We start from the raw sequence: 25,661 nt of genomic DNA on the forward strand, positions 1-25,661 counted from the left end.
CGGGGAATCATTTATATCTCCAGAGCTTCGGGGCGCGGGGCAGAGCGCAATCCTCGGGCCATGCTGACCCGAAGTTTTAGCTTACTTTTCCTGTTCGGTTTTCTTCTCCGGTTTTTCGTGTTCCTTCTGCTGACCCTTCCAGTCGTCCAGCAGCTTGATGATCTGGTCCTTCATTTCCCTCGGCGTAGTTTCCTTGCCGAAATACTTGCTCAGTTCCGCACCTGTCAAAATCACTTTGTCTACCTCCTTTTTGTCCTCCATCATAATGCCGTCGATCACATCCCCGTTGAGCAGCTTCTTTTCGTCCAGTTCCCGCATACGCTTTGCCTGCGCCTGTGAAGGCGAGGACTGCTGGCTGTCAATGGCAACGGCGATATAGTTCTGGTTCTTCTTGCCGATATAGGAAAGCTCCACCGCCGTAGTAAAGCCCAGTTTTTTTTCATCCATCAGCTTCATCAAGTCGGGAACCAGCTCATTGAGCCGGATATACCGCTGCACCTGTTTGACCGCCATCTTATTACGCTCGGCCACAATTTCGTTGGAGCGTTTTCCTGCGTCCTTCGGGTCAATCTGGCCCGAAGTGCGGGAGCCTGGTGCTTGATAGCCTCAAGCTGCATTTTCAAGGCTTTGGCCCGCTCACTGGGGAGGATTTCTTCACGCTGGTTGAGATTATCCTCGACCATCTGCGTGATGGCTTCATCGTCTGTCAGGTTTCGGACGATACAGGGCATATCCGCATATCCGGCAAGCTCGCTGGCTTTCTGGCGGCGGTGGCCGGACACGATCTCATAGCCGCCATCCTCACGGGGACGGACGATAGCGGGCTGGGTCACGCCCTTGTCCTTAACGCTGGACACCATAGCCCGCATTTCTTCATCGTCCCGGACTTCAAAGGGATGGTTCTTGAAGGCGTGGAGTTCGTTCAGCTTGATATAGACGATCTGCTCCTTGCCCCGGCGTGGAGCATCCTTCGGTTTTTCGGGTTCCTTCGGAGCGGGAGCGGCCTGTACCGTTGGAGCCGTTTTTTTCTCCGGTTCCTTTTTGACCGCCTTTTCCGTTTTCTGTGCGGGAGCTTTGGATTTCGAGGCTGCGTCCTTGTCCTTATCTGCTTTCGGGGGACGGCCCCGGCGCTTCGGCTGTTCCGGCTCTTTGGGTTTTTCCTCTGCTTTTTTCGGAGCCTCCGGCTGCTTTTCCGGTTTCTCCGCTTTTGCCGGGTCAGGCTTTTCCACGCCGGGAGCTGCCGCTCGTTCCTCGGCTTTCTTTTCCTTCATAATTTCAGCGAAGTTATAGACAGAAACCTGTGGGGTCTTTACCTCTGGTTCCGTCTTTTTTTCCGGCTCCGGGGAAACGGAAACCTTCTCCGACTCTTTTGGGGGATTAGGCGGTGTTTCCTTGCCCGGCCCGCTATCCGTTACCGGCTGTTCCGGCGTTTTTGTGGTTTTATCATCTGCCATAAGCATTTACCTCCTGTTTTTTGGCATGAAAAAAGGGGCTCAACTTTTCAGTCAAGCCCCCGTGGGAAGTTCCTCCTTTCTCCGCCATGATACAAAAATACCGCCCGTAGTCTCGTTTGGGCGGTACTTTGTGTAAGATTGGCAGTCCATTATTAAGTTTTTTATTATGTTCCCTTTGTACACCGTTGCAAAGGTACTTTTATAAATGAGAATATCCGCCCTCTTTTAATATCTGCTCTCGAATATCCCTTGCCTTTGGATATCCTTCTTCCATAAGCTGGATGGACATTTCATTCAGCGCTTGTCGATGTTATTTTCATTCCAAATCACCCTATTTTTTGTTTGAACGGCTATATAATTGTTTTGGTGAAATAATAAAGCCGTTCGGCTATGTCAACATTTTTCAGTTTTACTCTATACTCGCTTCTTGCCCCTGCGTAATCAGTTCCGCGATCAATCTCGCCCCATTCACAATATCCCCCACCTCGCATACTCCCGCACGGAATGAACATCGTACATACCGCAGGAAAGCACCGCGCATGGGATTCCGTGCTGCATCATCGTGTTTCCGTCGCTGCCGCCGAAGGTGCTGCCGAATTTCGGCTCGATTCCCAGGGTGCGGCAGGCCCCGGCAAAATGAACTGCCACCGGCGCGTCCGGTTCCAGATGAAAGGCTTTGACATGGAGGCGGTGTGTGAAAGAAAGCTCTGCCCCCGCCTCTTTGACAGCGGTTTCAAACACCGCACGGACATCTTCCAGGGTCTCCATTGCCTTTTCATGGCTGTAGCTGCGGATCTCGCCCCGGCAGGTGCAGAGTTCCGGCACGGCATTCACAACCGAACCGCCCGAAATCAAGCCCACATTCAGGGTTGTTTCCTCATCCACGTGCCCCAGCTTTAATGCGGCAATCGCGCGGGCCGCCGTCTGAATCGCGTGGATGCCTTTCTCCGGCTCAAATCCAGCGTGCGCTGCGCGCCCCTTGACTGCCGCCTCAAAGGAAAGGATCGTCGGTGCCTGCAGGATCGCTGTCCCGACTGGTCCAGTTACATCCAAAACGTAAGATTCCTTCGCTTTCATCTGGCTGAAATCGAACTCCGAGCTTCCTCTTGTAAACGGCTCTTCCGCCGCCGCAAAGAGGATCTCGATATCCCGGTGCGGGATTTCTGCCTCCTGCACGGCACGGATGCCTTCTAAGATGGCGATTACCCCGGTCAGATCGTCCGCGCCAAGCACGGTGGTTCCATCCGAAGTGATGGTTCCGTCCTCATGAAAAACCGGCTTCTTTCCGATTCCCGGCGCGACCGTGTCCATATGCCCGGACAGCAGGATCGGCGTGCCAGACATCCCTCCCTTTAACGTTCCAAACAGATTTCCCGCATTGCCTCCTATTTTCTCGGCTGTGTCATCTTCCTTTGCCTGGATTCCCAGCTCTGCGAGCTTTTCCTTCAAGCGATCCGCCATCTCGCGTTCCCCGAAACTTTTTGAGTCGATCCGCGCCAGCTCATCAAATTCAGCGCGGATGCGGGCTTCGTTTATCTGGATTCTATCTGGATCAGCCATAGGTGAGTCCTCCTGTAAAAAAATTTATTTGCCTATCATTTCTATTTGTTTATGCCCCTTATTATATACCCAGACAATACATTTGTGAAGCAGATTGATTTTACCTTTCAAATAAATTCTAAAATGACCTGACCAATCTCTTTCTATTTCCATATCCGCTTTTCCTCTATATTTTTCTCAAAAATTTGATATACTAAATATACTAAAAACAACAAGATTCATTTCCACTTTTACAATGATGCAGTTGAGTATAAAGCATACAACAAATAAATAGAACATTGATAAACACCATCTGACCCACACACTTTGAAACAGAAAAAGGAGAAATGACCATGTGTACAGCCGCAACCTACAAAACCGCCGATTTCTACTTCGGCAGAACCTTAGATTATGAATTTTCTTACGGGGACGAAGTAACCGTCACACCTCGCAACTATCCACTTACTTTCCGCCACGCAAGCGCGGTTTCGACCCACTATGCCATCATCGGCATGGCACATGTGGCGGGGGATTATCCGCTTTATTATGATGCTTTTAATGAGAAAGGGCTTTGCATGGCGGGACTGAATTTCGTCGGCAATGCCTCCTACCAGAAGCCGCAGGAGGATCATGACAACATCGCACAGTTTGAGTTCATCCCCTGGATTCTCAGCCAGTGCGCGTCCGTGAAAGAGGCTCGCGTCCACCTCGCCCAGATGGTACTGACCGACACCCCATTCAACGAGCAGTTTGCCCCGGCGCAGCTTCACTGGATTCTTGCCGATAAAAATGAATGCATCGTCATCGAGCCGATGGCGGACGGACTGCATATCTACGACAATCTGGTGGGTGTCCTGACAAACAATCCGCCGTTCCCGCAGCAGCTGTTTTCCCTCAACAATTACATGAACCTGTCCCCGAAGCAGCCGCAGAATACATTTTCTACCGATCTGCCGCTTACAACTTACAGCCGCGGCATGGGCGCTCTCGGACTTCCGGGAGACCTCTCCTCCGCTTCCCGGTTTGCACGGGTCGCTTTTACAAAATCAAATGCCCGCTCCGGCGCATCCGAACTAGAAAGTGTCAGCCAGTTTTTCCATATCCTAGGTTCGGTTGACCAGCAGCGCGGATGCTGCGAGGTCTCCGATGGAAAATATGAAATCACACTCTACACCTCCTGCTGCAATGCGGATAAGGGGATTTACTACTACACGACATATGAAAACCATCAGATCACGGCAGTGGATATGAACCGGGAGAACCTGGACGGGGAGACGCTTTCGCGGTTTCCGCTGGTGCAGGGGGAGCAGATTCGATGGGAGAACTGATCTTCTCTGCTTCCAGCTTGCCCCATCCTCGTTGCAAAAACTGACAATATCGGTACCGGAGAGACAACATTTCTCTTCCCATTCGCCTTGTTTTCTAGTATACTGATAAATATGCATCTGAAATCACTGGAAATTGTCCGTTTGAGGAAAATTGTCCATTACCGCATATCAATATCATTTGGAGGATTTTAAAATGTCCGAAATCACAGGACGCAACGTCGGCAAAACCTGCCGCACACATTACAGAGGTACTTTTAACGATGGCACACAGTTCGATTCTTCCTACGATCGCGGCGAACCGCTGGAGTTCGTCTGCGGCGCCGGTCAGATGATCAAGGGCTTCGATGCCGCTGTCGCTGATATGGAAGTCGGCGAGGTAAAGGAGATCCACCTGATGCCGGAGGAAGCTTACGGCATGCCGGATCCGAACGCAATTCTGGAGCTTGAGATTGCCAAACTGCCGGGTTCCGAGGAACTGCAGGTAGGTCAGCAGGTTTACTTAACCAACCAGATGGGACAGCCGTTCCCGGTAAAGGTTATCGCAAAGGATGAGGTAAATATCACGTTTGACGCCAATCATGAGATGGCTGGTAAGGAGCTGAACTTCAAGATCGAATTAGTTGAAGTAAAGTAATTACTATTATTTATGGTAAATACCATGGAAAGTGAACGTACTATCCAAACACATTGCGGCTATGGAAATTTTTCATACTTCATAAAATGCCACGCCGCTGCATTCTGTGTTGCTGCCCACCTACATACAAACAGCAACACAACTGCCCTTACATTATAACAACACGCGCCGTCAGCGCCCATCCCGGGAGCTGGCGGTATTTTTTTCTTGACAACTTCTCATTTTCCCATATAATTATCTATGATAATTATCACAAGCAACTATTTGATAAGGAGACTTTCTATATGACCATCGAAACAATCAAGCGGATGTTGGACGCCTGTTATCAGGCAAGCGGATCCGGGATATGCTTCCGCCGCTGCCGAAGGGAGTCACTTCCTCCTATATTCAATATCTGGATGTCATCCAGTCGCTGGAACGAAACGGCATCCACGTGAAAATATCGGACATCAGCGATGCGCTGAACCTGCCACGCCCCGGCGTGACCCGGACCGTCAAGGAGATGGAGACGGGTGGTTATCTGCAAAAGAAAACCTCGCCGGACGACAGACGCATCACCTACATTTCCATCACCGAAGCGGGCAGGGCACTCTCACAGACGTATGACGCCGAATACTTCAGCGCGCTCGCCCCCTCTTTAGATACCATCTCTGAGGAAGATGCCCGCCAGATGGTTCAGACGATGGAGACATTTTATCAGATTATGTGCAAACGGAGGGATTCCCATGAACAATGATAAAGCTGATTTTACACAAGGCAGTATTCTGAAAAAACTGATTGCCTTTATGATTCCGGTACTCGGCGCACTGATTCTGCAGGCGGCATACGGCGCGGTCGATCTGCTGGTGGTTGGACGGTTCGGTTCGACTTCCGGCCTTTCCGCTGTCTCCACCGGCAGCCAGGTCTTAAACCTCGTCACCTTCGTCGTAATCCAGTTCGCTATGGGTATCACGGTTTTGATCGCCCGCTATCTCGGTGAAAAGAAACCGCAGCAGATCGGCGCGGTTGTCGGCGGAGCTTCGATCGTGTTTACGCTCATTTCCGCCGTTTTATTCGTCGTCATGGTCTTTTTTGCCCGCCCGATCGCCATTCTCATGCAGGCGCCCGAGGAGGCGGTGGATCTGACCGCCAGCTACATCCGCATCTGCGGAGGCGGCATTTTCTTCATCGTCGCCTACAACCTGCTGTCCGCCATCTTCCGCGGGCTCGGTGACAGCCAGTCGCCGCTTCTCTTTGTCCTGGTTGCCTGCATCGTCAATGTGATCGGCGACCTCGCACTGGTAGCTGGTCTTCATATGGACGCCGCCGGCGCCGCCATCGCGACCGTCTCCGCGCAGGCGCTCAGCGTCGTATTTGCTATTCTTCTTTTAATTAAGAAAAAACTGCCATTTACGATCACCCGGCATGATTTCCGGTTCAACACCCAGTGCCCGAAATTTCTTTCCATCGGGCTGCCGCTCGCGCTCCAGGAATTTTTAACCCAGCTTTCCTTCTTAGCCCTGTGCGCGTTCGTCAACCGCCTGGGACTGGAGGCATCCTCCGGTTACGGTGTAGCCTGCAAGATCGTCAATTTCGCCATGCTCGTCCCGAGCGCCCTGATGCAGTCGATGGCTTCCTTCGTCTCCCAAAACGTAGGGGCAGGGAAAGTCAAGCGTGCCAAGCACACCCTTTTTACGGGAATCGGCGTCGGTCTGTGCGTCGGCTGTATCGTCTTTACCCTGGTTCTCCTAAAGGGCGATATCCTGTCCGGCTTCTTCTCGACGGATGCGGCGGTCATCCAGAACAGCTATGATTACCTGAAAGGATTCGCACTTGAGTCCATCGTGACCGCGGTTCTGTTCAGCATGATCGGATATTTCAACGGAAATAACCAGACACTCTGGGTTATGACACAGGGACTCATCCAGACGCTTCTGGTGCGTCTCCCGCTAGCGTATTTCATGAGTATCCAGCCGGACGCCAGCCTGACCAAGATCGGTCTCGCAGCCCCCGTTTCTACGATCGTCGGCATTGTACTAAATATCGGATATTATATCTACTGGACCCGGAAACAGCAGCACCCGCCAGTGGAAGAAATCATATAAAAACATAGGAACTGCTCCGTAACAGGCAGGCACTTTCAGAGCGAAGGTGTCTGCCTGTTATCGTTACGGCACTTTCGGTTCCAAAAGTGCCTACCCGTGAATAATTGCGTTGTTCACAAAAACTTCACAAAAAATTAGCACTCACCTCTTGACAGTGCTAATTATGTGTGTTATATTACAGCTAGAACAAAGGAAAGGACAAGGAAATGAATGAGTTCCCCTTTTCCTCCCAATGTTTTTACATAGATGATAACTACAAAGACATTTACAGATAACTAAAAGGAGAGATGACTTATGTATATGCCGAGTATTTTTAATAATAGTGTATTTGATAACTTTGATAACTGGATGGATTTTTCCTTCCCGAGCTTTAACCAGAGACTGTATGGCGCTTCCTCTTCCCAGCTGATGAAGACGGATGTCAAGGAAACCGATAAGGATTATGAAGTTTCCATCGACCTACCGGGATTTAAGAAAGACGAACTTCAGATTGAGCTGAAAGATGGCTATCTGACCGTCAGCGGTTCGAAAGAAGTCACATCGAAAGATATGCCGGAGGAGAATCAGAAAGATGCAACGACCGCAGAAGCAGATGCTTCCAAGAAGAACGCTAAAGCCGAGCAGAAAACCGTTAAATATATCCGCCAGGAACGCTACAGCGGCAATGTAAGCAGAAGCTTCTACGTCGGCGAGAACTTGGAAGAAAAGGATATCCATGCCAAATTTGAAAATGGCACTCTGACCCTGACCTTCCCGAAAGAGCTGGAAAAGAAAGCGGTTGAAGAGAAGCATTTCGTTTCCATCGAAGGTTAATAATCAGATAGGCAGCTGCGGCTCACACATTGTGTTGCCAGCAGCCAGATAGCTTCAGGAGCTGTCGCAGGGATGCGGCAGCTTCTATCATACCCAATCTTTGATCATAACCTAAATAATTGAAACTTAAATCACTGCATCTACGGAGGTGATAATCGATGGCAGAGAAAAGAGACTATTATGACATACTGGGGATAAAGCGGGACGCCAGTGCGGAGACGATCAAAAAGGCATTCCGGAAACTTGCCAAAAAGTATCACCCGGATTCCAATGCCGGTAATCCCCAGGCAGAGCAGATGTTTAAGGATGTCAACGAAGCCTATTCGATCTTAAGTGATCCAGAAAAAAAGAAACTCTACGATCGCTTCGGTCACGCCGCATTTGACCCGAACAGCGCCGCATACGGCGGAGCTGGCGGTGCCGGCGCTTCTGGAAATGGTCCATTTGGCTCCGGCTTTGGCGGTACCGGTCAGGGCGGTGCCTGGCACTATCAGAGCGTCCGGGCGGTTATGCAGAATACCATTTTACCGGGGATGACATGGACGATATGGGTGACATTTTTGGAGATATGTTTGGCGGCATGTTCCACGGCAAGAGTTCGGGCGGCAGTTCCCGCAGCCGACATTTTACCGGTGGTTCCAGTTTTGGCGGTTCTAGCGCTCATTTTGGCGGCGGGTCTGGCTTTGGCGGCTTCGGCGGCAGTCAGGGCTTTCACAGCGCCGATTTCCGTGAGAAAGGTTCTGACCTCACGTCCGATGTAACCATAAGCTTTGATGAAGCCGTATCCGGCTGCGAGAAGCTCATCACTCTGCAGAACCCACAGACCGGCAAGCGCCAGTCTTTACAGGTTCACATCCCAGCGGGCATCGATACCGGTAAATCTATCCGTCTGAAAGGAAAAGGCATGCCGGGAACGGGCGGCGGCGAGGCGGGCGATCTTCTTTTAAATATTACCGTCACCGCGAAACCGGGATGGGAGCGCAACGAGATGGATGTTTACTCGACCGTCCGCATTCCGTTTACCACCGCAGTCTTCGGCGGTGAGGCGCTGGTTTCCACCCTGTACGGCAATGTCCTGTGCAAGATCGCAGCCGGGACGCAGTCGGGAACCAAGATTAAATTAAAGGGAAAAGGCATTGTTTCCATGAAGAATCCGTCCATCCATGGCAATCAGTACGTGACGGTTCAGATCGATGTCCCGAACCATCTGACCCCCGAGGCAGAACAGAAACTTCGCGAATTTGAACACGCCTGCGGACTGAACAAAAACAGTCAGGGCGGACCCAACGGCAGGAGCGCAGCTTGACGGCTCCTGCCGTTTTTTACTGAACGTCTGTAAAGCCAAAAATATCATAGAATTTTCGCCCTATTATTTTCATATATATGGTTGTGATTTTCATAAATATGATATTTTAATTGCGAGCAATCCACAATTTCATCACTTTTTAATTGTCATGAAATTACCGCAGCTATATATTCAACATTTTTTCACACTTTATACCTATCTTTCTTATCTATTTTATCTGTTTTTACCTCACTTTCATTTCTTTTTAGATATTTTGCAATAAATATCTTGTATTTTTCGCTCGTTTTATGTTATAGTAAACACATAATTGCATCGAAAAATATAACGCATTTTATTTCACATTTATGAAAGGAGTTTACACCTTATGAGCAGACTCGTTATACCTACTAACAGCGAGGCTCAGAATGTCGTAGAAGGGCTTTACAAGGATCTGGAACGGCGCATCATCGCCAGCCCGCCAGGTCTTTGTCCTGTCGACCTGACCGCTGCATTTTTAAAAATGTGCCATGCACAGACCTGCGGCAAATGCGTTCCCTGCCGAATCGGTCTCGCGCAGCTCTCCAATCTTCTGGAAGACATCCTGAACGGAAAAGGAACCATGAAGCATTTAACCATGCTGGAGGAAACAGCCCGTGTCATCGAAAGCACGGCTGACTGTGCCATCGGCTATACCGCTGCCCAGATGGTTTTAAAAGGACTGGACGGTTTCAAAGAGGATTTTATGGAACATATCTTACACAGCCGCTGCCGCAGTAATCTTGATCAGCCGGTTCCCTGTGTAGCTCTGTGCCCGGCCGGAGTTGATATTCCGGGTTACATCGCCCTGACCGGTGAAGGACGCTATGCCGATGCAGTCCGCCTGATCCGCAAGGATAACCCATTCCCAACCGCCTGTGCGCTGGTATGCGAACATCCATGTGAGTCCCGCTGCCGCCGCAACATGCTGGATAATTCTATCAATATCCGCGGTATCAAACGTGTAGCTGTGGATATGGCAGGATATGTACCGGCACCGGTCTGTCCAACCTCCACCGGTAAGCGCATCGCGATCATCGGCGGCGGCCCCAGCGGCCTGAGCGCTGCTTATTATCTGCAGCTGATGGGACATCAGACCACTGTATTTGAAAAACGCAAGAAACTCGGCGGCATGCTGCTGTACGGAATTCCAAGCTACCGCCTGCCACGAGCGCGCCTGCAGGATGATATCAATGTCATTCTGGAAACCGGTGTGGAAGTCCGTCTTGAAACTTCGGTCGGAAACGATCCAGGACAGCTGTCTCTGGATGAACTCCGCAAAGAATATGATGCTATCTACATCGCCATCGGCGCTCATAGTGATAAAAAGATTGGTATTGAGGGAGAAGATGCCGGCGGTGTTATCTCCGCTGTCGAATTCCTCCGTGCTATCGGCGACGGCAAATATCCGGATCTTACCGGAAAGAAGGTCTGTGTCATCGGCGGCGGCAACGTAGCCATGGACGTAGCCCGTTCTTCTGTCCGCCTGGGTGCAGACAAGGTGGCAGTTGCCTACAGACGCCGCAAAGCTGATATGACAGCTCTTCCGGAAGAGGTTGAAAGTGCCATGGCTGAAGGCGTAGAGATCATGGAACTTTACGCACCGGAACGGATTGAAGCAGACGAGGACGGCCAGGTAAAAGCTCTCTGGGTAAGCCAGCAGATGCCGGGAGAAATCCGCGGCGGACGTCCTTCACCGAAGGCTATCGGCACCGACTCTATCCCGGTTGAATGTGATATCGTCATCGCAGCTGTGGGGCAGGGCATCGAAAGCCGTTACTTCGTAGAACAGGGTATCGACGCAAAATGGGGCATCATCCAGGCAACCGGATGGACCTCCATTCAGAATATGCCGGGTATCTTCGCCGGAGGCGACTGTGCAACCGGACCGGCAACCGTGATCCGTGCAATCGCTGCCGGCAAGGTAGCCGCAGCCAACATCGACCAGTATCTCGGCTACAACCACGAGATTACCTGCGATGTGAAGATTCCGGAACCGGATCTCTCCGACCGTACTCCTTGCGGACGTGTCAACCTGACAGAGCGTCCCGCCGGAGAACGCAAATGTGACTTTACACTTACCGAATGCGGCATGAGCCTCAAGGAGGCTGGCCAGGAAGCCAGACGCTGCCTGCGCTGTGATCACTTCGGTTATGGAAACTTCAAAGGAGGGCGGACCACATCATGGTAAATACGAATCTTGTATCCATCAAAATTAATAATATACCACTGCAGGTTCCAGAAGGAACCCGGATTCTGGACGCCTGTCGCGACAACGGTTTTCACGTTCCTTATCTTTGCTATCTGAAAGATATCAATGAGATCGGTGCCTGCCGTGTCTGCGTTGTAGAAGTGAAGGGAATCCACCATCTCGTTACCTCCTGCAACAACCAGGTTCAGGAAGGCATGGAGATTCTCACAAACTCCCCCAGAGTCCGCGAAGCCCGCAAGATCAACGTGGAACTGCTTCTTTCCCAGCATCACACTAACTGTCCCACCTGTGTGCGCAGTTCCAACTGTGAATTAAAACAGGTGGCAAGTGATCTGAACCTGACCGTTGACCGTTATAAAAACGAATATCCGGAAATGATCTGGACTTCTACTTTCCCACTGATCCGTGATGCAGGAAAATGTATCAAATGCATGCGCTGCGTCCAGATCTGCGACAAGATCCAGACCTTAAATATCTGGGATGTGTCCGGAACCGGTTCCCATACAACCGTCGATGTTTCCCACAATCTGGAAATCAAAGAATCCGACTGTTCTCTCTGCGGACAGTGCGTTACCCACTGCCCGACTGCCGCTCTGCAGGAGAGAGATGATGTGGAAGCCATCAATGGTATCCACGGTGAACTGGCAAATGATGACAAGGTAACCGTAGCGGTTGTCGCTCCGGCTGTCCGGGCCGCATGGGGTGAAGAATTTGGTCTTTCGCCGGAATTTGCTACTGACAGACGTTTCGTATCCACCTTAAAATCCGTTGGATTTGACTATGTATTCGATGTTGACTTTGCAGCCGACCTGACCATTATGGAGGAAAGCAACGAACTTTTAGCCCGCTTACAGCAGCCGGATAAATACAGCTGGCCTATGTTCACCTCCTGCTGCCCCGGCTGGGTCAGTTTTGCAAAGAGTCAGTATCCGGAGCTTCTGCCGCAGCTTTCCACTGCCAAGTCCCCGCAGCAGATGTTCGGCGCTGTCATCAAAACTTATTTTGCTCAGAAAAAAGGCATTGCACCGGAAAATATCACCTGTGTATCCATCATGCCCTGTATGTCCAAGAAGCGCGAGCTGACACTTCCGGGCATGGACAGTGCCGGAACCGGACAGGATATTGATTATGTTCTGACTACCCGCGAGATATGCCGTCTCATCAAGGCCGATCATATCGATGTATCCAGACTTCCGGAGTGCGATTTTGACGATCCTCTCGGCGAAGCAACCGGAGCCGGTGTTATCTTCGGTGCCAGCGGCGGCGTACTGGAAGCAGCTCTTCGTACCGCTTACCACACCGTAACCGGTGAAAATCCGGAGATCGGCGAACAGAGTCCACTGAAGGTTCTGCGCCAGATCGGTTCCTTTAAGGAACTGGAGATCGATATCAAGGGCGTGAAACTGCACTGTGCAGCACTCAGCAGCCTCGGAGAGGCCAGACGCCTCATTCAGGCGATGAAACGCGGCGAATGCCACTATGATTTTGTGGAAGTCATGGCCTGCCCGGGCGGATGTATCAACGGCGGCGGCCAGCCTTTACGTCCATCCTTCCAGAATAAGCCGAAGGATTGTGCAGACCGGGATCACTGCCTGCGCGCTTACGATACAAACAGTGCAATCCGCTTCAGCCATGAAAACCAGGCTGTTCAGACACTGTATGACGAATATTTAAAAGCTCCACTGTCCGATCGTGCGCATCATTTACTGCATGTGGAGGAGTATTAATGTGTCCAAACGGTTACACAACAAAACCCAGAGAGTTGCCGCTCTCTGGGGTTTTGTGTTATTTACATTTGACCAATCCAAGCTAGTTGCCGACTACTTACTCTATCTTTTCTTTTACCCTCTCAGCTCTCCTCAATCTCCTCCATCTCTGGAATTGCCGAGATTCCGCCGCGGCGTTCGACGCACAGGCTTGCCACTGCGTTACCGACCCTGCCGAACTGAATCATCTGCGCCCGGGTCAGGTGTTCCGGCGAGGTTTCTTCCTGCAGATAGGAAGCGAGAAAACCTCCCCAGAAGGAATCACCAGCGCCGGTTGTATCGACCGCATGGGAGGAAAAGCCCTCCGCTTTTACGATTCCATTTTCATTGCCGATCAGGGCGCCATCTCTTCCGAGCGTCACTGCCACCAGGTGCACCCCCTGACGGAGCAGATACTGAATCGCTTCCTCCGGGTCCTGATACGGGGTCAGAAGCGAGGTTTCTTCATCCGAAATCTTCATCATATCTACATAGGGAATCAGCGACTGCATCCGAAGCTGTGCAGTCTCCGGATCACTCCAGAGCGCCGCCCGGTAGTTCGGATCGTAGGAAATCACCGCACCGCTGTTTCTAGCAATATTGATCGCCTCATAGGTTGCCGTCCGGGATGGATCATCGGTCAGCGACAGGGAACCGACATGAAATACTCTCGTATTTTCCAGGATCTCCGGATCGATCTCTTTCATGCACAGATTCGTATCTGCCCCCGGCTTCCTCGCAAAGGCAAATTCGCGCTCTCCGTTTTCTTTCAGGCTTACAAATGCAAGCGTGGTAAAATACTTTTCATCCTGAATCAGGTTGTCCGTATTGATACCTGCCCGGATCAGGGTTTCCTTCAGGAAATCGCCGTGCATATCCTTACCCACCTTGCCAATAAATGCTGTCTTCCTTCCAAATTTCGCAGCCGCCGCCAGCAGATTGGCCGGCGCACCTCCCGGATTCTGCTCAAACAGACGCATTCCCTGCTGTGAAACGCCTGCTGGAGTAAAATCAATCAGAAGCTCTCCCAGCGCTGTGATGTCTGTTTTTATTCTCATACGAATCATCCTCCGTATTACAAGTTATATCAATGGCGCCGCCATCCAGCCCTCTCACAGGCGGACAGCCACATCCGTTCGTCTCTCACAAGGAATTTTACTTCCGAATCGCGATATTTGCAAATTCTACTTTCGCGTCCTGCGCCAGCAGACCGAGCTCGTACTCCGGTTTCCGGAAAATACGATAGGTAAACGCCACCTGCTCGCCCACGAACACCTCAACCATATCATGATCGACCGAAATCTTTACATCAATTGCCTGTCCATCTTTAATCTCAAAGGTCTTCTCAGCCACCCGAACGCCATCCGGTCCCGGTTCGGTTGCCTTCGGAACTGCCTGACAGGACTGCTCCCAGAACGGGTCAACTCCCATCGGCAGGGACAGAAGGGATACTCGCTGCATCGCCACATCAAACTCTAAGAACAGGCAGCCGCTTGCCTCCCAGTCGGATTTCAACAGGATTCCGAAGGAATCATTCGCTTCTTTCGGGATCACCGTGCCGGTAAACAGGAATTTTTCTTCCGGCTGCTCCAGGAAACCATACGAGGTTGTCCCGCATCCATCCAGCTCAACCGTTGTATCTCCATACAGCTTATATTCTCCCATGACCGGAAGGTATTTCCAGTCAACTTTCTCTTTAAAGCAGTTTACATACTCTTCCGGAAGCTTCACATCCAGCTGTCCGTCTGACGTTGCAACGACCTCATGCGGAATACAGAACGTGCCACCCCAGTACCACTCGCCGCGGTCGCTGTTTTCTGCACGGTCATGCGCCCAGGCAAAGTAGAAACGGCGCCCGTTGTCATCCTGCATGGATTTAGCTGCATAGAAGCGGCGTCCGCCGATGCCGTCTTTCTTCGGCTTTTTCCACGGTCCAAACGGAGATTTGGAAGTGCGGTAAATCGTGTTGACAAACTCGGAAAAGCGGGAATAGGAAAGATACCAGGTATCGCCTATCTTGTACATCTCGCTGCATTCCGGACAATTCGTATTGCCTGCCGAATACAACGGACCATAATACTCCCAGTTTACCAGATCTTTCGAGCGATACAGGACGATACAGCCGCGTCTTGTCACCGGCATATCCAGCCGTCTCGCCGAGATCAGAATCCAGTAACATTTATCTTCCTCATTATAAAATACATACGGATCACGCCAGTCCAGCTTTTCATATAACTCTATCATCGGCGTGATAACCGGGTTTGCCGCGTCCTTCGTCCAGGTGATACCATCCTCGCTCGTCGCATGGCAGATCGTCTGCTGATATTCTGCCGTCAGGCAGTAACCCGTATAGAATGCGTGATATTTTCCTTCGCCGTAGATAACCGATCCCGTCCACACGCCGGACGCATCCGGCTCATCGCCCTCGCCCGGATACAGTGCTGTCGGCAGCTCCTCCCAGTGCACCAGATCCTCCGAAACAGAGTGGCTCCATGTAGTACGCAGTCTCGCCGGATATACCGTGGTTCCTGGCGGGGATGTCAGTGAAAAAATATGATATTTACCTTCGTGATAAAACGGAATCGCGTCACCGGTCGAATCCGCAAATGACATTTTTCTGAAAAAGTCCATTCTTCTCTCCTTGCCTTTCTAAATGTGCTCTTGGAATCATTTCTTTTTTCTGAGGAGTGCCAGATTGCCCTTCTGGGAATCCAGTACAACCGCGCAGGCAATGATCAGACCTTTTACAATCAGCTGCCAGTAGGAGCTGACACCGATCAGATTCAGACCATTGGAAATAATACCGATTACCATGCGCCGAATACTGTGCCGCTGATACGTCCGCGTCCGCCTGCCATCGAGGTTCCGCCGAGGACGCAGGCTGCGATCGCATCCATCTCATAGCCACTTCCGACGGACGGCTGTCCGGAATACATTCTCGATGCCAGAACCAGACCTGCAAACGCCGCCAGGGCGCCCGACAATGTAAACACGATGATCTCGACTTTCTTGATCGGAACACCTGAGAGACGCGCCGCCTCACGGTTTCCGCCGATTGCATACACATAGGTACCAAATTTTGTTTTAGAAAGCAGAAAACTAAATACGATAATTAAAATAACCATATAGACAACCGGCAGCGGAATAATGTTAAACAGATAACCCGTTCCGATTGCAATGAAAAACTTATCCGTAATACGGGTGGACTGTCCGCCCGAATATACATACGCGATACCGTTGCAGACATTCATCATTGCCATCGTAATGATAAATGCCGGAACACGGAATTTCGATACAACCATACCATCAATCAGACCAGCCACAACACCGATGATGATGCCAGCCGCAATCGCCACGCCAATCGGAAGTCCCTGATTAACTACAAATCCTACGGTCAGAGTTCCGCTCATCGCTACGATCGCGCCAACTGCCAGATCGATGTGTCCGAGAATAATAATCAACGTCATTCCCAGTGCAATGTATGTATTAATGGAAATCTGTCTGAGCACTGAAATGATATTGCTCGGTGTCAAAAATTTATCGGTTGCCAGTGCGACTACCACACATAAGATAACCAGCACTCCAATAATTCCTGTATTTCCGGTAAATACCGAGAGTACCGAATTGCCTGCTGTACTTTTCTTTCCGTTCATCACTCTTCGCCTCCTGCTGCATACTGCATGATTCTCTCCTGATCCAGTTCTTCTCTTCCGAGCATTCCCGTCATTTTTCCCGCCTTGATGACACATACGTTATCGCACATATTGATGATCTCCGGCAGCTCGCTGGATACCATGATAACGGCGATACCCGCCTTCGCCAGCTCATTAATAACAGAATAAATCTCAAACTTCGCATTGACATCGACGCCTCTCGTCGGCTCGTCCAGAATCAGGACATCCGGCTTGATTGCCAGCCATTTTCCAAGGACAATCTTCTGCTGGTTTCCGCCGGAAAGGCTTCCCGCTTCCACCAGTTCCACCCGGTCTGCCACTGCTTTGATATGAAGCTTTTCTTTATAATAATCAATCACTTCCTGACATTTCCGGTCGCTGATGGCAATTCCGTTAATATAAGAGTCAATCGACGCCAGCGTGAGGTTAAAACCGACCGTATTACCAAGGACAAGTCCCTGTTTTTTCCGATCCTCCGGCACCAGGCCGATGCCCGCCTTGATTGCCTGAATCGGTGTCGTGAAGCGAACTTCCTTTCCATTTAAAAGAATGGTTCCGCTCTGGTATTTTCTGGCTCCAAAGATACATTCCATGATCTCGCTTCGTCCGGCTCCGACCAGACCTGCAAATCCCAGGATCTCTCCCTTTCTTACCCGGAAGCTGATATCTGAGAACACACCCTCACAGGTTAAATTCTTCACTTCCAATGCCGTTTCTGCATGTTCCAGATCGTTGTAATCTCTGGCATAGAAGCTCTCTAACTCCCGTCCTACCATCATGGCTACCAGCTCGTTCGCATTCGTCTCCGATGTTCTTTTCGTTCCCACATAGGCGCCATCGCGGATGATGGTAACCCGATCCGAGATCCGGAACAGTTCTTCCATACGGTGGGAAATATATATAATGCTTACCTGTTTTGCTTTTAATCTCTCAATGATTCCAAATAACTGTTCTACCTCGTCATTGGAAAGGGATGACGTCGGCTCGTCCATGACGATGATCCGTCCGTCGAAGGATACCGCCTTTACAATCTCAACCATCTGCTGCTGAGCGATCGTCAAAGATTCTACCAGCGTATCCGGGTGGATATTGACCCCGAGGTTTGCCAGCATCTCGCCTGCCCGGCGGTTCGTCTCCCGCATGTCCACAGTGCCGAATTTCGTCTTGATCTCCCGTCCCAGGAACAGGTTTTGCGCGACCGTCAGATACGGAACCAGGACGATCTCCTGATGTATGATTCCGATTCCCTTCTCCTGGGCGTCCGAAACACCATTTATCTCAACTTCCTGACCATTAATCTTGATTGTTCCGCTGTCCGGTTTATAAATTCCTCCAAGGACCTTGATAAGCGTTGATTTACCCGCTCCATTTTCTCCCAGAAGCGCATGAACCTCGCCCATTTCCAGGGAAAAATTGATCCCTGACAATGCATAGATCCCGGAAAAACTTTTCTTGATATCTATCATTTCCAGAATTGTTTTTCCCATAGAACCCTCCACTTTTTAGAAATGCGGCAATGAACCCCATCGCCGCATTTTCCATGTTTTATTTTATTTCACGTAACTGTTAAACTTCCTCGCAGTCCATTACTGCCAATCGTTCAGAGTCTTCTCTGCCTCTTCTTTCTCTACCAGATGGGAATCCAGATATACTTTCTTCTCATCGATTGTGGTGTCGCCGCCTACATATTTCTCGGCTGCGTCAAATGCATATTCTGCAATCTGAAGCGGAACCTGGCATGCAACTGCGGTGAACTCGCCGTCTAAGAGTGCCTGTTTTCCATCCGGGGATGCATCGATGCTATATACACCGATCTCGCCGGTCTTGTTTGCTGCCTTGATAGCTGCTGCCGCACCCAGGGCAGACGGGTCATTGATACAGAAGAATGCTTCCAGATCCGGGTTTGCTGTGATGATATCCTCAGCCAGTCCCATGGACTGATCGAGCGCTGCACCGCCATCCTGCTGTGCTACAATCTCAAATTTATCTTTCTGATCGCCAAGACCCTCAAGGAAACCATTGACACGATCCACGCAGCTTTCATTGGACGGGAAATCCAGAACTGCAATCTTTGCGCCATCCGGATAATCTTTCGTCATCTGCTCGCCCACTAACTGACCTGCCATGTATGCGTTGGTTCCAACGAACTGTGTCACGAACTGTTCGATATCATCATCGATGACCGCGGTATCTACGTTGAAAATCGGAATGCCTGCGTCTGCAATCTCAGCCAGTCCGGAGGTAATACCTGCGGAGTCAACCGGGATAACAAACACTGCATCGTAACCGCTGTTTGCACAGTCAGATAACTGGCTGAGCTGCTTGTTTAAATCATAATCTGGATCCAGGCAGGTGTAGGAAATGCCGTTTTCCTTGCACAGCTCGCTGAGCTTTGCATCAATGGAACTCTGGAAAGTATTGTTTAAAGTATTCGTACAGAATGCAAACGATAAATCGCTGGTCTTTGCCTCAGCTTCCTGCGTATCTGCCGCTGCCTCAGAAGCATCAGCTGCCGCTGTTGTATCGGTACTGCTGGAAGAGCCGCATCCTGCCAGCATTGCTGCCATCATGCAAACTGAAAGACCTGCTGCTGTAAATCTAAGACTTTTTTTCATAAATCTGATCCTCCTCTTACTTCATCACTGTTTAGTGCATTTCAAACGGATTGTTATAGTTTTCTTTTTTACGTAAAAATTTTTCTCTCTGGAAGGAGTCTCCCTGTCTGATATCTAGATATTACTCTATTCCATGCCCTTTCGTCAATACTCTTGTGGCATATTGCACTAATTTCAGCGATATATTCATCCTGTTTTATTGATATTTATGCATTTCTACCGTTCCTTTTAATTTTTTACGTAAATTTCATTCATCGTATCGTTTTACCCCAATTTTTGTGCTATAATCAAAAACAGAAATATAAAATTGCGGCAAATCCAAATCCAGCCGCGCAGGAACCGCCGGACTAAATCCGTACCAGCAAGGGGGAGTTTTATGACCATCAAAGAAATCGCCGCAAAGGCAGGCGTCTCCATCGCCACCGTTTCCCATGTTATCAACCATACGCGCTATGTCAGCCCGGAACTGGTAGATAAAATCGAAGCTATTATTGAAGAAAGTGGATATTCTGAAAAAATCAAAAAAAAGGTGCGTAAAATCCGCAGCGGACGCAGTTCACAGATTGTCGCTGTCTTTCCAAATATTAAGAGCGCGCTCTACTGCGATCTGTGCAATCAGCTGCAGTCCTACGCGACCAGCCAGGGCTATCAGTTTTACACCGCCGTCACCAACGACAGCCTGGAAGAGGAGAAAAGCATCCTGCAAAACTTAATCTCCAGTGCCAAGACCATCGGCATCTTTCTCTCCCCGGCAAGCAGCAATCCGGCTGCCTATTCATTTCTCTATGAATCCGGTATCCCGTTTGTCTGTGTTGAACGATTCATCGATGACGATGTCACACCGCGGATTCTTTTTGATTACACCAAAGCATTTCACTCCGCTACTTCCTATTTTTTTGAGAGCGGACACGAAAATGTGCTGTTTCTGGTCGAAAAAACAGACAGCCTCGCCAAACAGGACAAGATTGCCGGATATGAGCGGGCGCTTCTCTCCGCCAACCATACCCTGAGCAGTTCCTGCATCGCGGAGATCAATCTGTATCAGTCCATTGATACCATCAGCCTGAATATTCAGAAAAGCATCACCCGGTATCTCCCCACCGCTATCATCGCCGGAGGAAACCGGCTGACTATGTTTCTTCTCAAGGCGCTGCGTGAGCTGGGAAAAGACTGTCCGCGCGATATTTCCATCATCGGATTTGACGATATGCTCTGGTGCGAGCTGACCGCCCCACCGCTATCCTGCATCCACCGGGACATCGACCAGATGGCAGAACTCGCCTCGCAGGCACTCTTTGACGAGATCAACCACCTCTCCGGCGCGCCTTTGACCCGCTATGCAGATGTAGAGCTGATTTTGCGTGATTCCACCCGGATCATCGACAACGGTCCGCTCGGTGAACACGCCGTCTCCCCGGACAGCATCCGCCTCTCCAAGGAGGAAAAACAGCTTTTGCGAACTGGAAATTACCGCGTCGCCATCTCCTTCCACTACACTGGAACCGCCTGGGCTGCCCTGCATCAGAAAGGCATCCGGGATGAACTGGAACAGTACGGAATCGATATTATTTCCACCATGGACGCCCATTTTGATCCTGCCCTCCAGAATATGCAGCTCGAAAGCATCAAAATGCAACACCCGGACGCCGTCATCGCCATCCCCACCGACGATGTCCAGACGGGTCCGGCATTTCAGGAATTGTCCAAAATAACGCGGCTGGTCTTTTTAAGCAATGTCCCGCAGAATTTCAGCCGGAACAATTACGTCTCCTGTATCTCCGTCAATGAGCGGGAAAATGGCACCAATACAGGGCGCATGATCGGCGAATACCTGAAAGAAAAACCGCACGCCAAAGTCGGCTTCATCATCCACGGCGCCATGTTTTACGGCACTACCGAGCGTGATAACTGTGCCGAAAAAATATTAAGGGAATCCTATCCCGACATTGAAATCACTGCCAGAAAGGGATTTATTCAAATTGAAAATGCCTACAAGGTATGCTATGAGATGATAAACGAGCACCCGGATATCCAGGCGCTCTATGTGAGCTGGGACCGCCCCGCCCTGCTCGCCATCAAGGCCCTGAAAGCTTTGAACCGGACAGATATTGCTGTCTTTACCACAGATCTGGATTTTGAGATTGCAGAAGAAATGAATCAAGGATTTGTAAAAGGACTCAGCACCCAGAGACCATATGACCAGGGAAAAGCGGCTGCTCTTGCAGTCGCCAAATCCCTTGTCAGCAATAACGTCCCCAAATATATCGGCGTGCAGCCCTATGTGGTTCATGAAAAACAGCTGAAACGTGCCTGGAAGGATATTTTCTTTGAGGCACTGCCGGAGGAGCTGGGGGAGAAGGTAACAGTTCACAGGTAGGAATTTTCTGAACTGAAAATTCCGTACGATACAGTTCCGACAGCAGATTTTGCCGATTTGGAATGCGCAGCATCGGCAAAATCCCGTTGCTGGGCACACGTGTGTGAACAGTAACGGGAGAAGCAGATGGGTCAGTAGTTATTTTCCAAACCTATACACCTCTTCCGGATATGGGCGCATCCCGCTTTCTTTTAAAATCTTGCCAACCCCCTCCCCCCATGATATGATAAAGTTATTCGTAACAATTCCGTATCTTCAGAAAGGAGCATCATCGATGGCACCCCTAAAAATCCCTGTTGGTATTTCTGATTTTAAAAAGCTGCGCGAAGACGGCTATTATTATATTGATAAAAGCGGGCTGATCGCTGATCTTCTGACGAATAACTCGGAAGTTACCCTGATTACCCGCCCGCGTCGTTTTGGAAAAACACTGGCGATGAGTATGCTTGCCAATTTTTTTGATATTCGAAAAAAAAGCCCGAATCTTTTTACCGGACTTCAAATCGAATCTCGTCCAGATCTATGCCAGGCATGGATGAATCAATTTCCGACGCTCTTTCTGACCTTTAAGGATGTAGACGGACTGGATTATGCTTCTGCCAGGGATATGCTCCGCTCCCAGATTGCCCGTCTCTGCAATGAACACAGCTATCTGGCAGACAGCCCTTCGGTTAATGAAAATGATCGGAAAGAGTTTATACAGCTTGCCGATATTGTCGATGGGAAACCGACGGATACTATGTTAAAAACCAGCATTCTGCTCTTGATGCGTATGATGCAGGCACATTTCCAGAAGCCCGTCATTCTGCTTCTGGATGAATATGATGTACCGCTTGCCAAAGCCAGCGCAAATGGTTATTATCCACAGATGCTGGAACTGATGAAATCTCTCATGAGTACAGCACTGAAAGATAACAGCACCCTGCGTTTTGCCACCATTACCGGCTGTCTGAAAATCGCAAAGGAAAGTATCTTTACAGGAACCAACAACTTTGTTTCTGATACAATCTCATCTTCGTCACTGGATGAATATTTTGGATTTACCCAGGTCGATATGAAGAAACTTCTTTCAGATGCCGGCATGATTGAACGAGCATCTCAAATCAAAGACTGGTACGACGGTTATCACTTCGGTGCTTCGGATGTCTATTGTCCATGGGATGTGATGAATTACCTCCTCGACTGCCAGAAAAAGCCACAGGCTAAACCCATCGGCTACTGGAAGAATACCAGTGATAATGCAATCATCCGTTCTTTCATCGACTATGCCGGAAGCAATATCACAATGAAACTGGAGACTCTTTTGTCTGGCGGTTATATTCTCCAGCATGTGGAGGAAAATCTGACATATGATTACCTCCATTCCTCCGAAGATAATCTGTGGAGTATCCTGTATCTCACCGGCTACCTGACACAGGCTCGCATCGATAATCTTCCTGATGGTTTAACTGCCTGATGATTCCGAATGCCGAAATCCGGGAAATCTTCGAAAGTACCATTCTAAAATGGTTTAACGACAGCGCCCAAACCTGGAATCGGGAACAATTATTTTGTGCTGTATGGCACGGCAACACCGACCTGCTCACACAGGAGATGAATGCCCTGCTGCGTATGACAATCAGCTACCATGATTATAAAGAAGATTTTTATCACGCCTTTTTAGCCGGAATTTTTGCCGGAGCCGGATATGTCGTAGAATCAAACCGTGAACACGGTGAAGGACGAAGCGATGTGATTGTATATGATCTGCACGGTGGACGAATGGCGATTTTTGAGGCGAAATATTCGAAAACATTGAAAAAACTCAGCGATGACTGTGACAATGCCCTGCGCCAGATCGATGAACGCATGTATGCAAAAGAATTTGAGGGAAATTATGATGAAATTTTCTGTTATGGAATTTCTTTCTTCAAGAAACGGTGTATGGTAAAGGGGATAGGTAAATAATGCTGTCATCTGTTTTTATACACAAATAGGGGGGCTGTCGCATTTACAAATACGCTGGTCGATAATCCTATTTTATAGTGAAATCTCGGCTACAAGACAAAATTTTATACCGTCACGGAGCTTGTTCTGAAGCTGGCAGAAGCCCGAAAAAATGAGACACCGGAACGGCTTCTCAGGGATCTGCGCAGTCTTGATCTGCTCATTCTGGATGAATGGGGATATGTTCCTGTGGACAAGGATGGATCGCAGCGCCTGTTCCGAGTCATATCTGACAGCTATGAGAGTAAAAGTCTGATATTGACTACAAACCTGGAATTTCTAAATTGGATGGTATATTCACGGATGACCAGATGGCGATAGCCATGATCGCGCTCATCATGGACACCTGCTGAGCTTTGAGGGCAAAAGCTACCGCATGGAACACGCCCTCATGCGCCGGGATGCATAATCAGTACCCACCAAAAGTAAGGAAATTCCTTGATGAAAACAGGGAATTTCGACGCTTTTTTCAGGGAAAAGTACTTGACAAAAAAACAAGTTACTGCATGACGTAGTCTTCCGCATATGATTCTACAGGTTCTAGTTGAGCCTATTGTCCAGATTTTGAAAGCCACCATTCCAGGCTGAAAGGGCTTGGAACTTCGGCTCTGCATTAACTGGATTGGTGGCTCTATTGTGCTATAATTATCAGTATATAAGCTAAAGAATTTTGATCATCAGGAAATGTACCGAATGAATATTCTTGTGAGGTAACATTGTAAGTCTGGTAGGAACACCGGATTATTCATCGCCGTCACAGTTCTTTTTCAGGAAATATAAGGTAAACATAGGGGGGAATGTTTCCCAAAAGGCTTTGATAATAAAGTGATAAATAATTTATATAAAGTCAACAACAATATATTTTTATAAAGCAGTCACAATCTATATAAAATTAAAAAGTCCAAAGTGTTATAATATAAAAGAAAGGGAAGAGTGGTAATTTACATCTATAATTATCACGCAAGACGGATATGGGTAATCAAGAAAAAAGAATTGTGAACATGGTTTGTGTTTTTTGTTTGTTATTTCATTTAACAGCTTTTATACCAATAAAATTATTTCAATATTTGAGAATAGACAGTCAGATTCTGATTTCAGTGCTCTGGATGATTATAATGAATTTACTACCAATTATTTTTATATGTAAAAATATGATTCTAAAATTTGATACTACTAAAAGAAAAACAAACATATTACGTGTAAGTATAGTTCTATTAATTGTATATTTTGGGGTATTATATAGGTTAATCGGTTATGTTGCGGTGCAGATACCATTGTTGAAAAGTTTTTTAATTAATAATCCTAATATCAAGCTTACAACGTTAGATGCATTCTCGTATGCAATATTAGGACCAATTGTTGAGGAAATAATATATCGGGGAATTTTATTAGAACAATTAAGAAAGGATGGAGACGAATTTGCAATTATTGTTTCTGCGGTTGTTTTTGCAATAGGTCACTTTAAAGGTAGTCTATATGTTATATTTGCAGGTGTGTTTTTAGGTATTATTTATGTTGTTACGAATAACTTGAAGAGTTCAATAATGTTGCATATAATTATAAATACTGCCAGTCTAATTGAAAACATAAGCCGACTATCGTATTCAAACATTTTAGTTTTATATGCGGGCTTATTAGTTTTATTAATTGTTATCATAAAAGCTTTTAAGATTCAAACTCATAAATACTATATAAATCGATTTGATTTAGCTACTATAAAAAAAGACAAAGAAAAATATAAAGAAATATTTAGTACCGTGTGGTTTCTTGTTTATTTTTTATTTGTGTTTTTATGCAGTTTATAGTGATATATAATATATTTCTTGTTTATTTTTTATTTGTGTTTTTATGCAGTTTATAGTGATATATAATATATTGA

The 25,661-nt window shown here is 48.6% G+C and carries 19 protein-coding genes and 2 pseudogenes; 13 read left to right on the forward strand and 8 right to left on the reverse strand.

The genetic code is table 11. The features are described from left to right. Positions 1–81: 81 nt before the first annotated feature. Both DW085_RS12840 and DW085_RS12850 read right to left on the reverse strand, forming a co-directional pair. Positions 82–1,460: pseudogene (locus tag DW085_RS12840) on the reverse strand (ParB/RepB/Spo0J family partition protein). Between the two features lie 462 nt (positions 1,461–1,922). Continuing rightward, positions 1,923–3,014 (reverse strand): M20/M25/M40 family metallo-hydrolase, encoded by a 1,092-nt coding sequence (locus DW085_RS12850; protein ID WP_243034028.1) that lies wholly within the window; start codon positions 3,012–3,014, stop codon positions 1,923–1,925. A gap of 332 nt (positions 3,015–3,346) precedes the next feature. Here DW085_RS12850 and bsh point away from each other — a divergent pair, with 332 nt between their 5' ends. The 8 genes and pseudogenes from bsh (at position 3,347) to DW085_RS12895 (ending at position 13,112) form a co-directional block, all read left to right on the forward strand. Then, positions 3,347–4,321, forward strand: coding sequence for a choloylglycine hydrolase (gene bsh, locus DW085_RS12855; RefSeq protein WP_118492981.1), 975 nt, complete (start codon positions 3,347–3,349; stop codon positions 4,319–4,321). 193 nt (positions 4,322–4,514) lie between these two features. Then, entirely contained in the window at positions 4,515–4,955 is a 441-nt protein-coding gene (locus DW085_RS12860; protein WP_022359593.1) for an FKBP-type peptidyl-prolyl cis-trans isomerase, read from the forward strand. Between the two features lie 346 nt (positions 4,956–5,301). Next, positions 5,302–5,691 (forward strand): MarR family transcriptional regulator, encoded by a 390-nt coding sequence (locus tag DW085_RS12865; protein WP_347475086.1) that lies wholly within the window; start codon positions 5,302–5,304, stop codon positions 5,689–5,691. Then, positions 5,681–7,039: an MATE family efflux transporter gene (locus DW085_RS12870; RefSeq protein ID WP_118469462.1), complete on the forward strand. Its 1,359-nt coding sequence runs from the start codon at positions 5,681–5,683 to the stop codon at positions 7,037–7,039. Before DW085_RS12865 ends, DW085_RS12870 begins: the two co-directional genes overlap by 11 nt. 294 nt (positions 7,040–7,333) lie before the next feature. Next, positions 7,334–7,852, forward strand: coding sequence for an Hsp20/alpha crystallin family protein (locus DW085_RS12875; protein WP_118293946.1), 519 nt, complete (start codon positions 7,334–7,336; stop codon positions 7,850–7,852). Between the two features lie 158 nt (positions 7,853–8,010). Further along, a pseudogene (locus tag DW085_RS19405) lies at positions 8,011–9,158 on the forward strand (J domain-containing protein). Positions 9,159–9,522: 364 nt separating this feature from the next. Continuing rightward, positions 9,523–11,364 carry an NAD(P)-binding protein gene (locus DW085_RS12890; protein WP_118293944.1) on the forward strand — a complete coding sequence of 614 codons (1,842 nt, stop codon included), beginning with the start codon at positions 9,523–9,525 and terminating at the stop codon, positions 11,362–11,364. Next, positions 11,358–13,112, forward strand: a complete 1,755-nt coding sequence (locus DW085_RS12895) for a [FeFe] hydrogenase, group A (protein WP_118492987.1) — start codon at positions 11,358–11,360, stop codon at positions 13,110–13,112. The genes DW085_RS12890 and DW085_RS12895 overlap by 7 nt, the downstream gene beginning before the upstream one ends. Positions 13,113–13,234: 122 nt before the next feature. Here DW085_RS12895 and DW085_RS12900 read toward each other — a convergent pair whose 3' ends face one another. From DW085_RS12900 to DW085_RS12920, 6 genes are all read right to left on the reverse strand, one after another. Then, positions 13,235–14,188 carry a carbohydrate kinase gene (locus DW085_RS12900; protein ID WP_182427361.1) on the reverse strand — a complete coding sequence of 318 codons (954 nt, stop codon included), beginning with the start codon at positions 14,186–14,188 and terminating at the stop codon, positions 13,235–13,237. A 97-nt stretch (positions 14,189–14,285) separates the two neighbouring features. After that, positions 14,286–15,761: a glycoside hydrolase family 32 protein gene (locus tag DW085_RS12905; RefSeq protein WP_022360665.1), complete on the reverse strand. Its 1,476-nt coding sequence runs from the start codon at positions 15,759–15,761 to the stop codon at positions 14,286–14,288. A gap of 36 nt (positions 15,762–15,797) precedes the next feature. After that, the gene (locus DW085_RS20620; RefSeq protein WP_347475087.1) at positions 15,798–15,944 is read right to left on the reverse strand and encodes a hypothetical protein; all 147 of its coding nucleotides are present in this window, start codon (positions 15,942–15,944) and stop codon (positions 15,798–15,800) included. Next, complete coding sequence (locus tag DW085_RS12910; protein WP_347475088.1) at positions 15,938–16,783, reverse strand: ABC transporter permease; 846 nt, start codon at positions 16,781–16,783, stop codon at positions 15,938–15,940. Before DW085_RS12910 ends, DW085_RS20620 begins: the two co-directional genes overlap by 7 nt. Beyond that, positions 16,783–18,291 (reverse strand): sugar ABC transporter ATP-binding protein, encoded by a 1,509-nt coding sequence (locus tag DW085_RS12915; protein ID WP_118492989.1) that lies wholly within the window; start codon positions 18,289–18,291, stop codon positions 16,783–16,785. The genes DW085_RS12910 and DW085_RS12915 overlap by 1 nt, the downstream gene beginning before the upstream one ends. A 99-nt stretch (positions 18,292–18,390) precedes the next feature. After that, a complete protein-coding gene (locus tag DW085_RS12920; RefSeq protein ID WP_118492991.1) occupies positions 18,391–19,419 on the reverse strand; it encodes a sugar ABC transporter substrate-binding protein in 1,029 nt (342 codons plus the stop codon). Between the two features lie 376 nt (positions 19,420–19,795). On the opposite strand from DW085_RS12920, the gene DW085_RS12925 reads away from it, so the two are divergent. From DW085_RS12925 to DW085_RS12940, 5 genes are all read left to right on the forward strand, one after another. Next, on the forward strand, positions 19,796–21,796 hold the full coding sequence (locus tag DW085_RS12925) for a LacI family DNA-binding transcriptional regulator (protein ID WP_118492992.1): 2,001 nt from the start codon (positions 19,796–19,798) through the stop codon (positions 21,794–21,796). A 274-nt stretch (positions 21,797–22,070) separates the two neighbouring features. Then, positions 22,071–23,252: an AAA family ATPase gene (locus tag DW085_RS12930; RefSeq protein ID WP_347475089.1), complete on the forward strand. Its 1,182-nt coding sequence runs from the start codon at positions 22,071–22,073 to the stop codon at positions 23,250–23,252. Beyond that, on the forward strand, positions 23,252–23,743 hold the full coding sequence (locus DW085_RS20625; RefSeq protein WP_347475090.1) for a PD-(D/E)XK nuclease domain-containing protein: 492 nt from the start codon (positions 23,252–23,254) through the stop codon (positions 23,741–23,743). Before DW085_RS12930 ends, DW085_RS20625 begins: the two co-directional genes overlap by 1 nt. Positions 23,744–23,875: 132 nt before the next feature. After that, a complete protein-coding gene (locus tag DW085_RS19875) occupies positions 23,876–24,103 on the forward strand; it encodes an ATP-binding protein (protein WP_243034029.1) in 228 nt (75 codons plus the stop codon). A 650-nt stretch (positions 24,104–24,753) separates the two neighbouring features. Next, positions 24,754–25,587, forward strand: a complete 834-nt coding sequence (locus DW085_RS12940; protein ID WP_118492994.1) for a type II CAAX endopeptidase family protein — start codon at positions 24,754–24,756, stop codon at positions 25,585–25,587. Positions 25,588–25,661 lie beyond the last annotated feature (74 nt).

The organism is Clostridium sp. AF50-3, from assembly GCF_003477445.1.
GTDB classification, from domain to species: Bacteria; Bacillota; Clostridia; order Lachnospirales; family Lachnospiraceae; genus Otoolea; species Otoolea fessa.

Coding starts and splice junctions, on each gene's coding strand:
- DW085_RS12850 (WP_243034028.1), bottom strand. CDS start 3,014: ATGGCTGATCCAGATAGAATCCAGATAAACGAAGCCCGCATCCGCGCT.
- bsh (WP_118492981.1), top strand. CDS start 3,347: ATGTGTACAGCCGCAACCTACAAAACCGCCGATTTCTACTTCGGCAGA.
- DW085_RS12860 (WP_022359593.1), top strand. CDS start 4,515: ATGTCCGAAATCACAGGACGCAACGTCGGCAAAACCTGCCGCACACAT.
- DW085_RS12865 (WP_347475086.1), top strand. CDS start 5,302: ATGCTTCCGCCGCTGCCGAAGGGAGTCACTTCCTCCTATATTCAATAT.
- DW085_RS12870 (WP_118469462.1), top strand. CDS start 5,681: ATGAACAATGATAAAGCTGATTTTACACAAGGCAGTATTCTGAAAAAA.
- DW085_RS12875 (WP_118293946.1), top strand. CDS start 7,334: ATGTATATGCCGAGTATTTTTAATAATAGTGTATTTGATAACTTTGAT.
- DW085_RS12890 (WP_118293944.1), top strand. CDS start 9,523: ATGAGCAGACTCGTTATACCTACTAACAGCGAGGCTCAGAATGTCGTA.
- DW085_RS12895 (WP_118492987.1), top strand. CDS start 11,358: ATGGTAAATACGAATCTTGTATCCATCAAAATTAATAATATACCACTG.
- DW085_RS12900 (WP_182427361.1), bottom strand. CDS start 14,188: ATGAGAATAAAAACAGACATCACAGCGCTGGGAGAGCTTCTGATTGAT.
- DW085_RS12905 (WP_022360665.1), bottom strand. CDS start 15,761: ATGGACTTTTTCAGAAAAATGTCATTTGCGGATTCGACCGGTGACGCG.
- DW085_RS20620 (WP_347475087.1), bottom strand. CDS start 15,944: ATGGTAATCGGTATTATTTCCAATGGTCTGAATCTGATCGGTGTCAGC.
- DW085_RS12910 (WP_347475088.1), bottom strand. CDS start 16,783: ATGAACGGAAAGAAAAGTACAGCAGGCAATTCGGTACTCTCGGTATTT.
- DW085_RS12915 (WP_118492989.1), bottom strand. CDS start 18,291: ATGGGAAAAACAATTCTGGAAATGATAGATATCAAGAAAAGTTTTTCC.
- DW085_RS12920 (WP_118492991.1), bottom strand. CDS start 19,419: ATGAAAAAAAGTCTTAGATTTACAGCAGCAGGTCTTTCAGTTTGCATG.
- DW085_RS12925 (WP_118492992.1), top strand. CDS start 19,796: ATGACCATCAAAGAAATCGCCGCAAAGGCAGGCGTCTCCATCGCCACC.
- DW085_RS12930 (WP_347475089.1), top strand. CDS start 22,071: ATGGCACCCCTAAAAATCCCTGTTGGTATTTCTGATTTTAAAAAGCTG.
- DW085_RS20625 (WP_347475090.1), top strand. CDS start 23,252: ATGATTCCGAATGCCGAAATCCGGGAAATCTTCGAAAGTACCATTCTA.
- DW085_RS12940 (WP_118492994.1), top strand. CDS start 24,754: ATGGGTAATCAAGAAAAAAGAATTGTGAACATGGTTTGTGTTTTTTGT.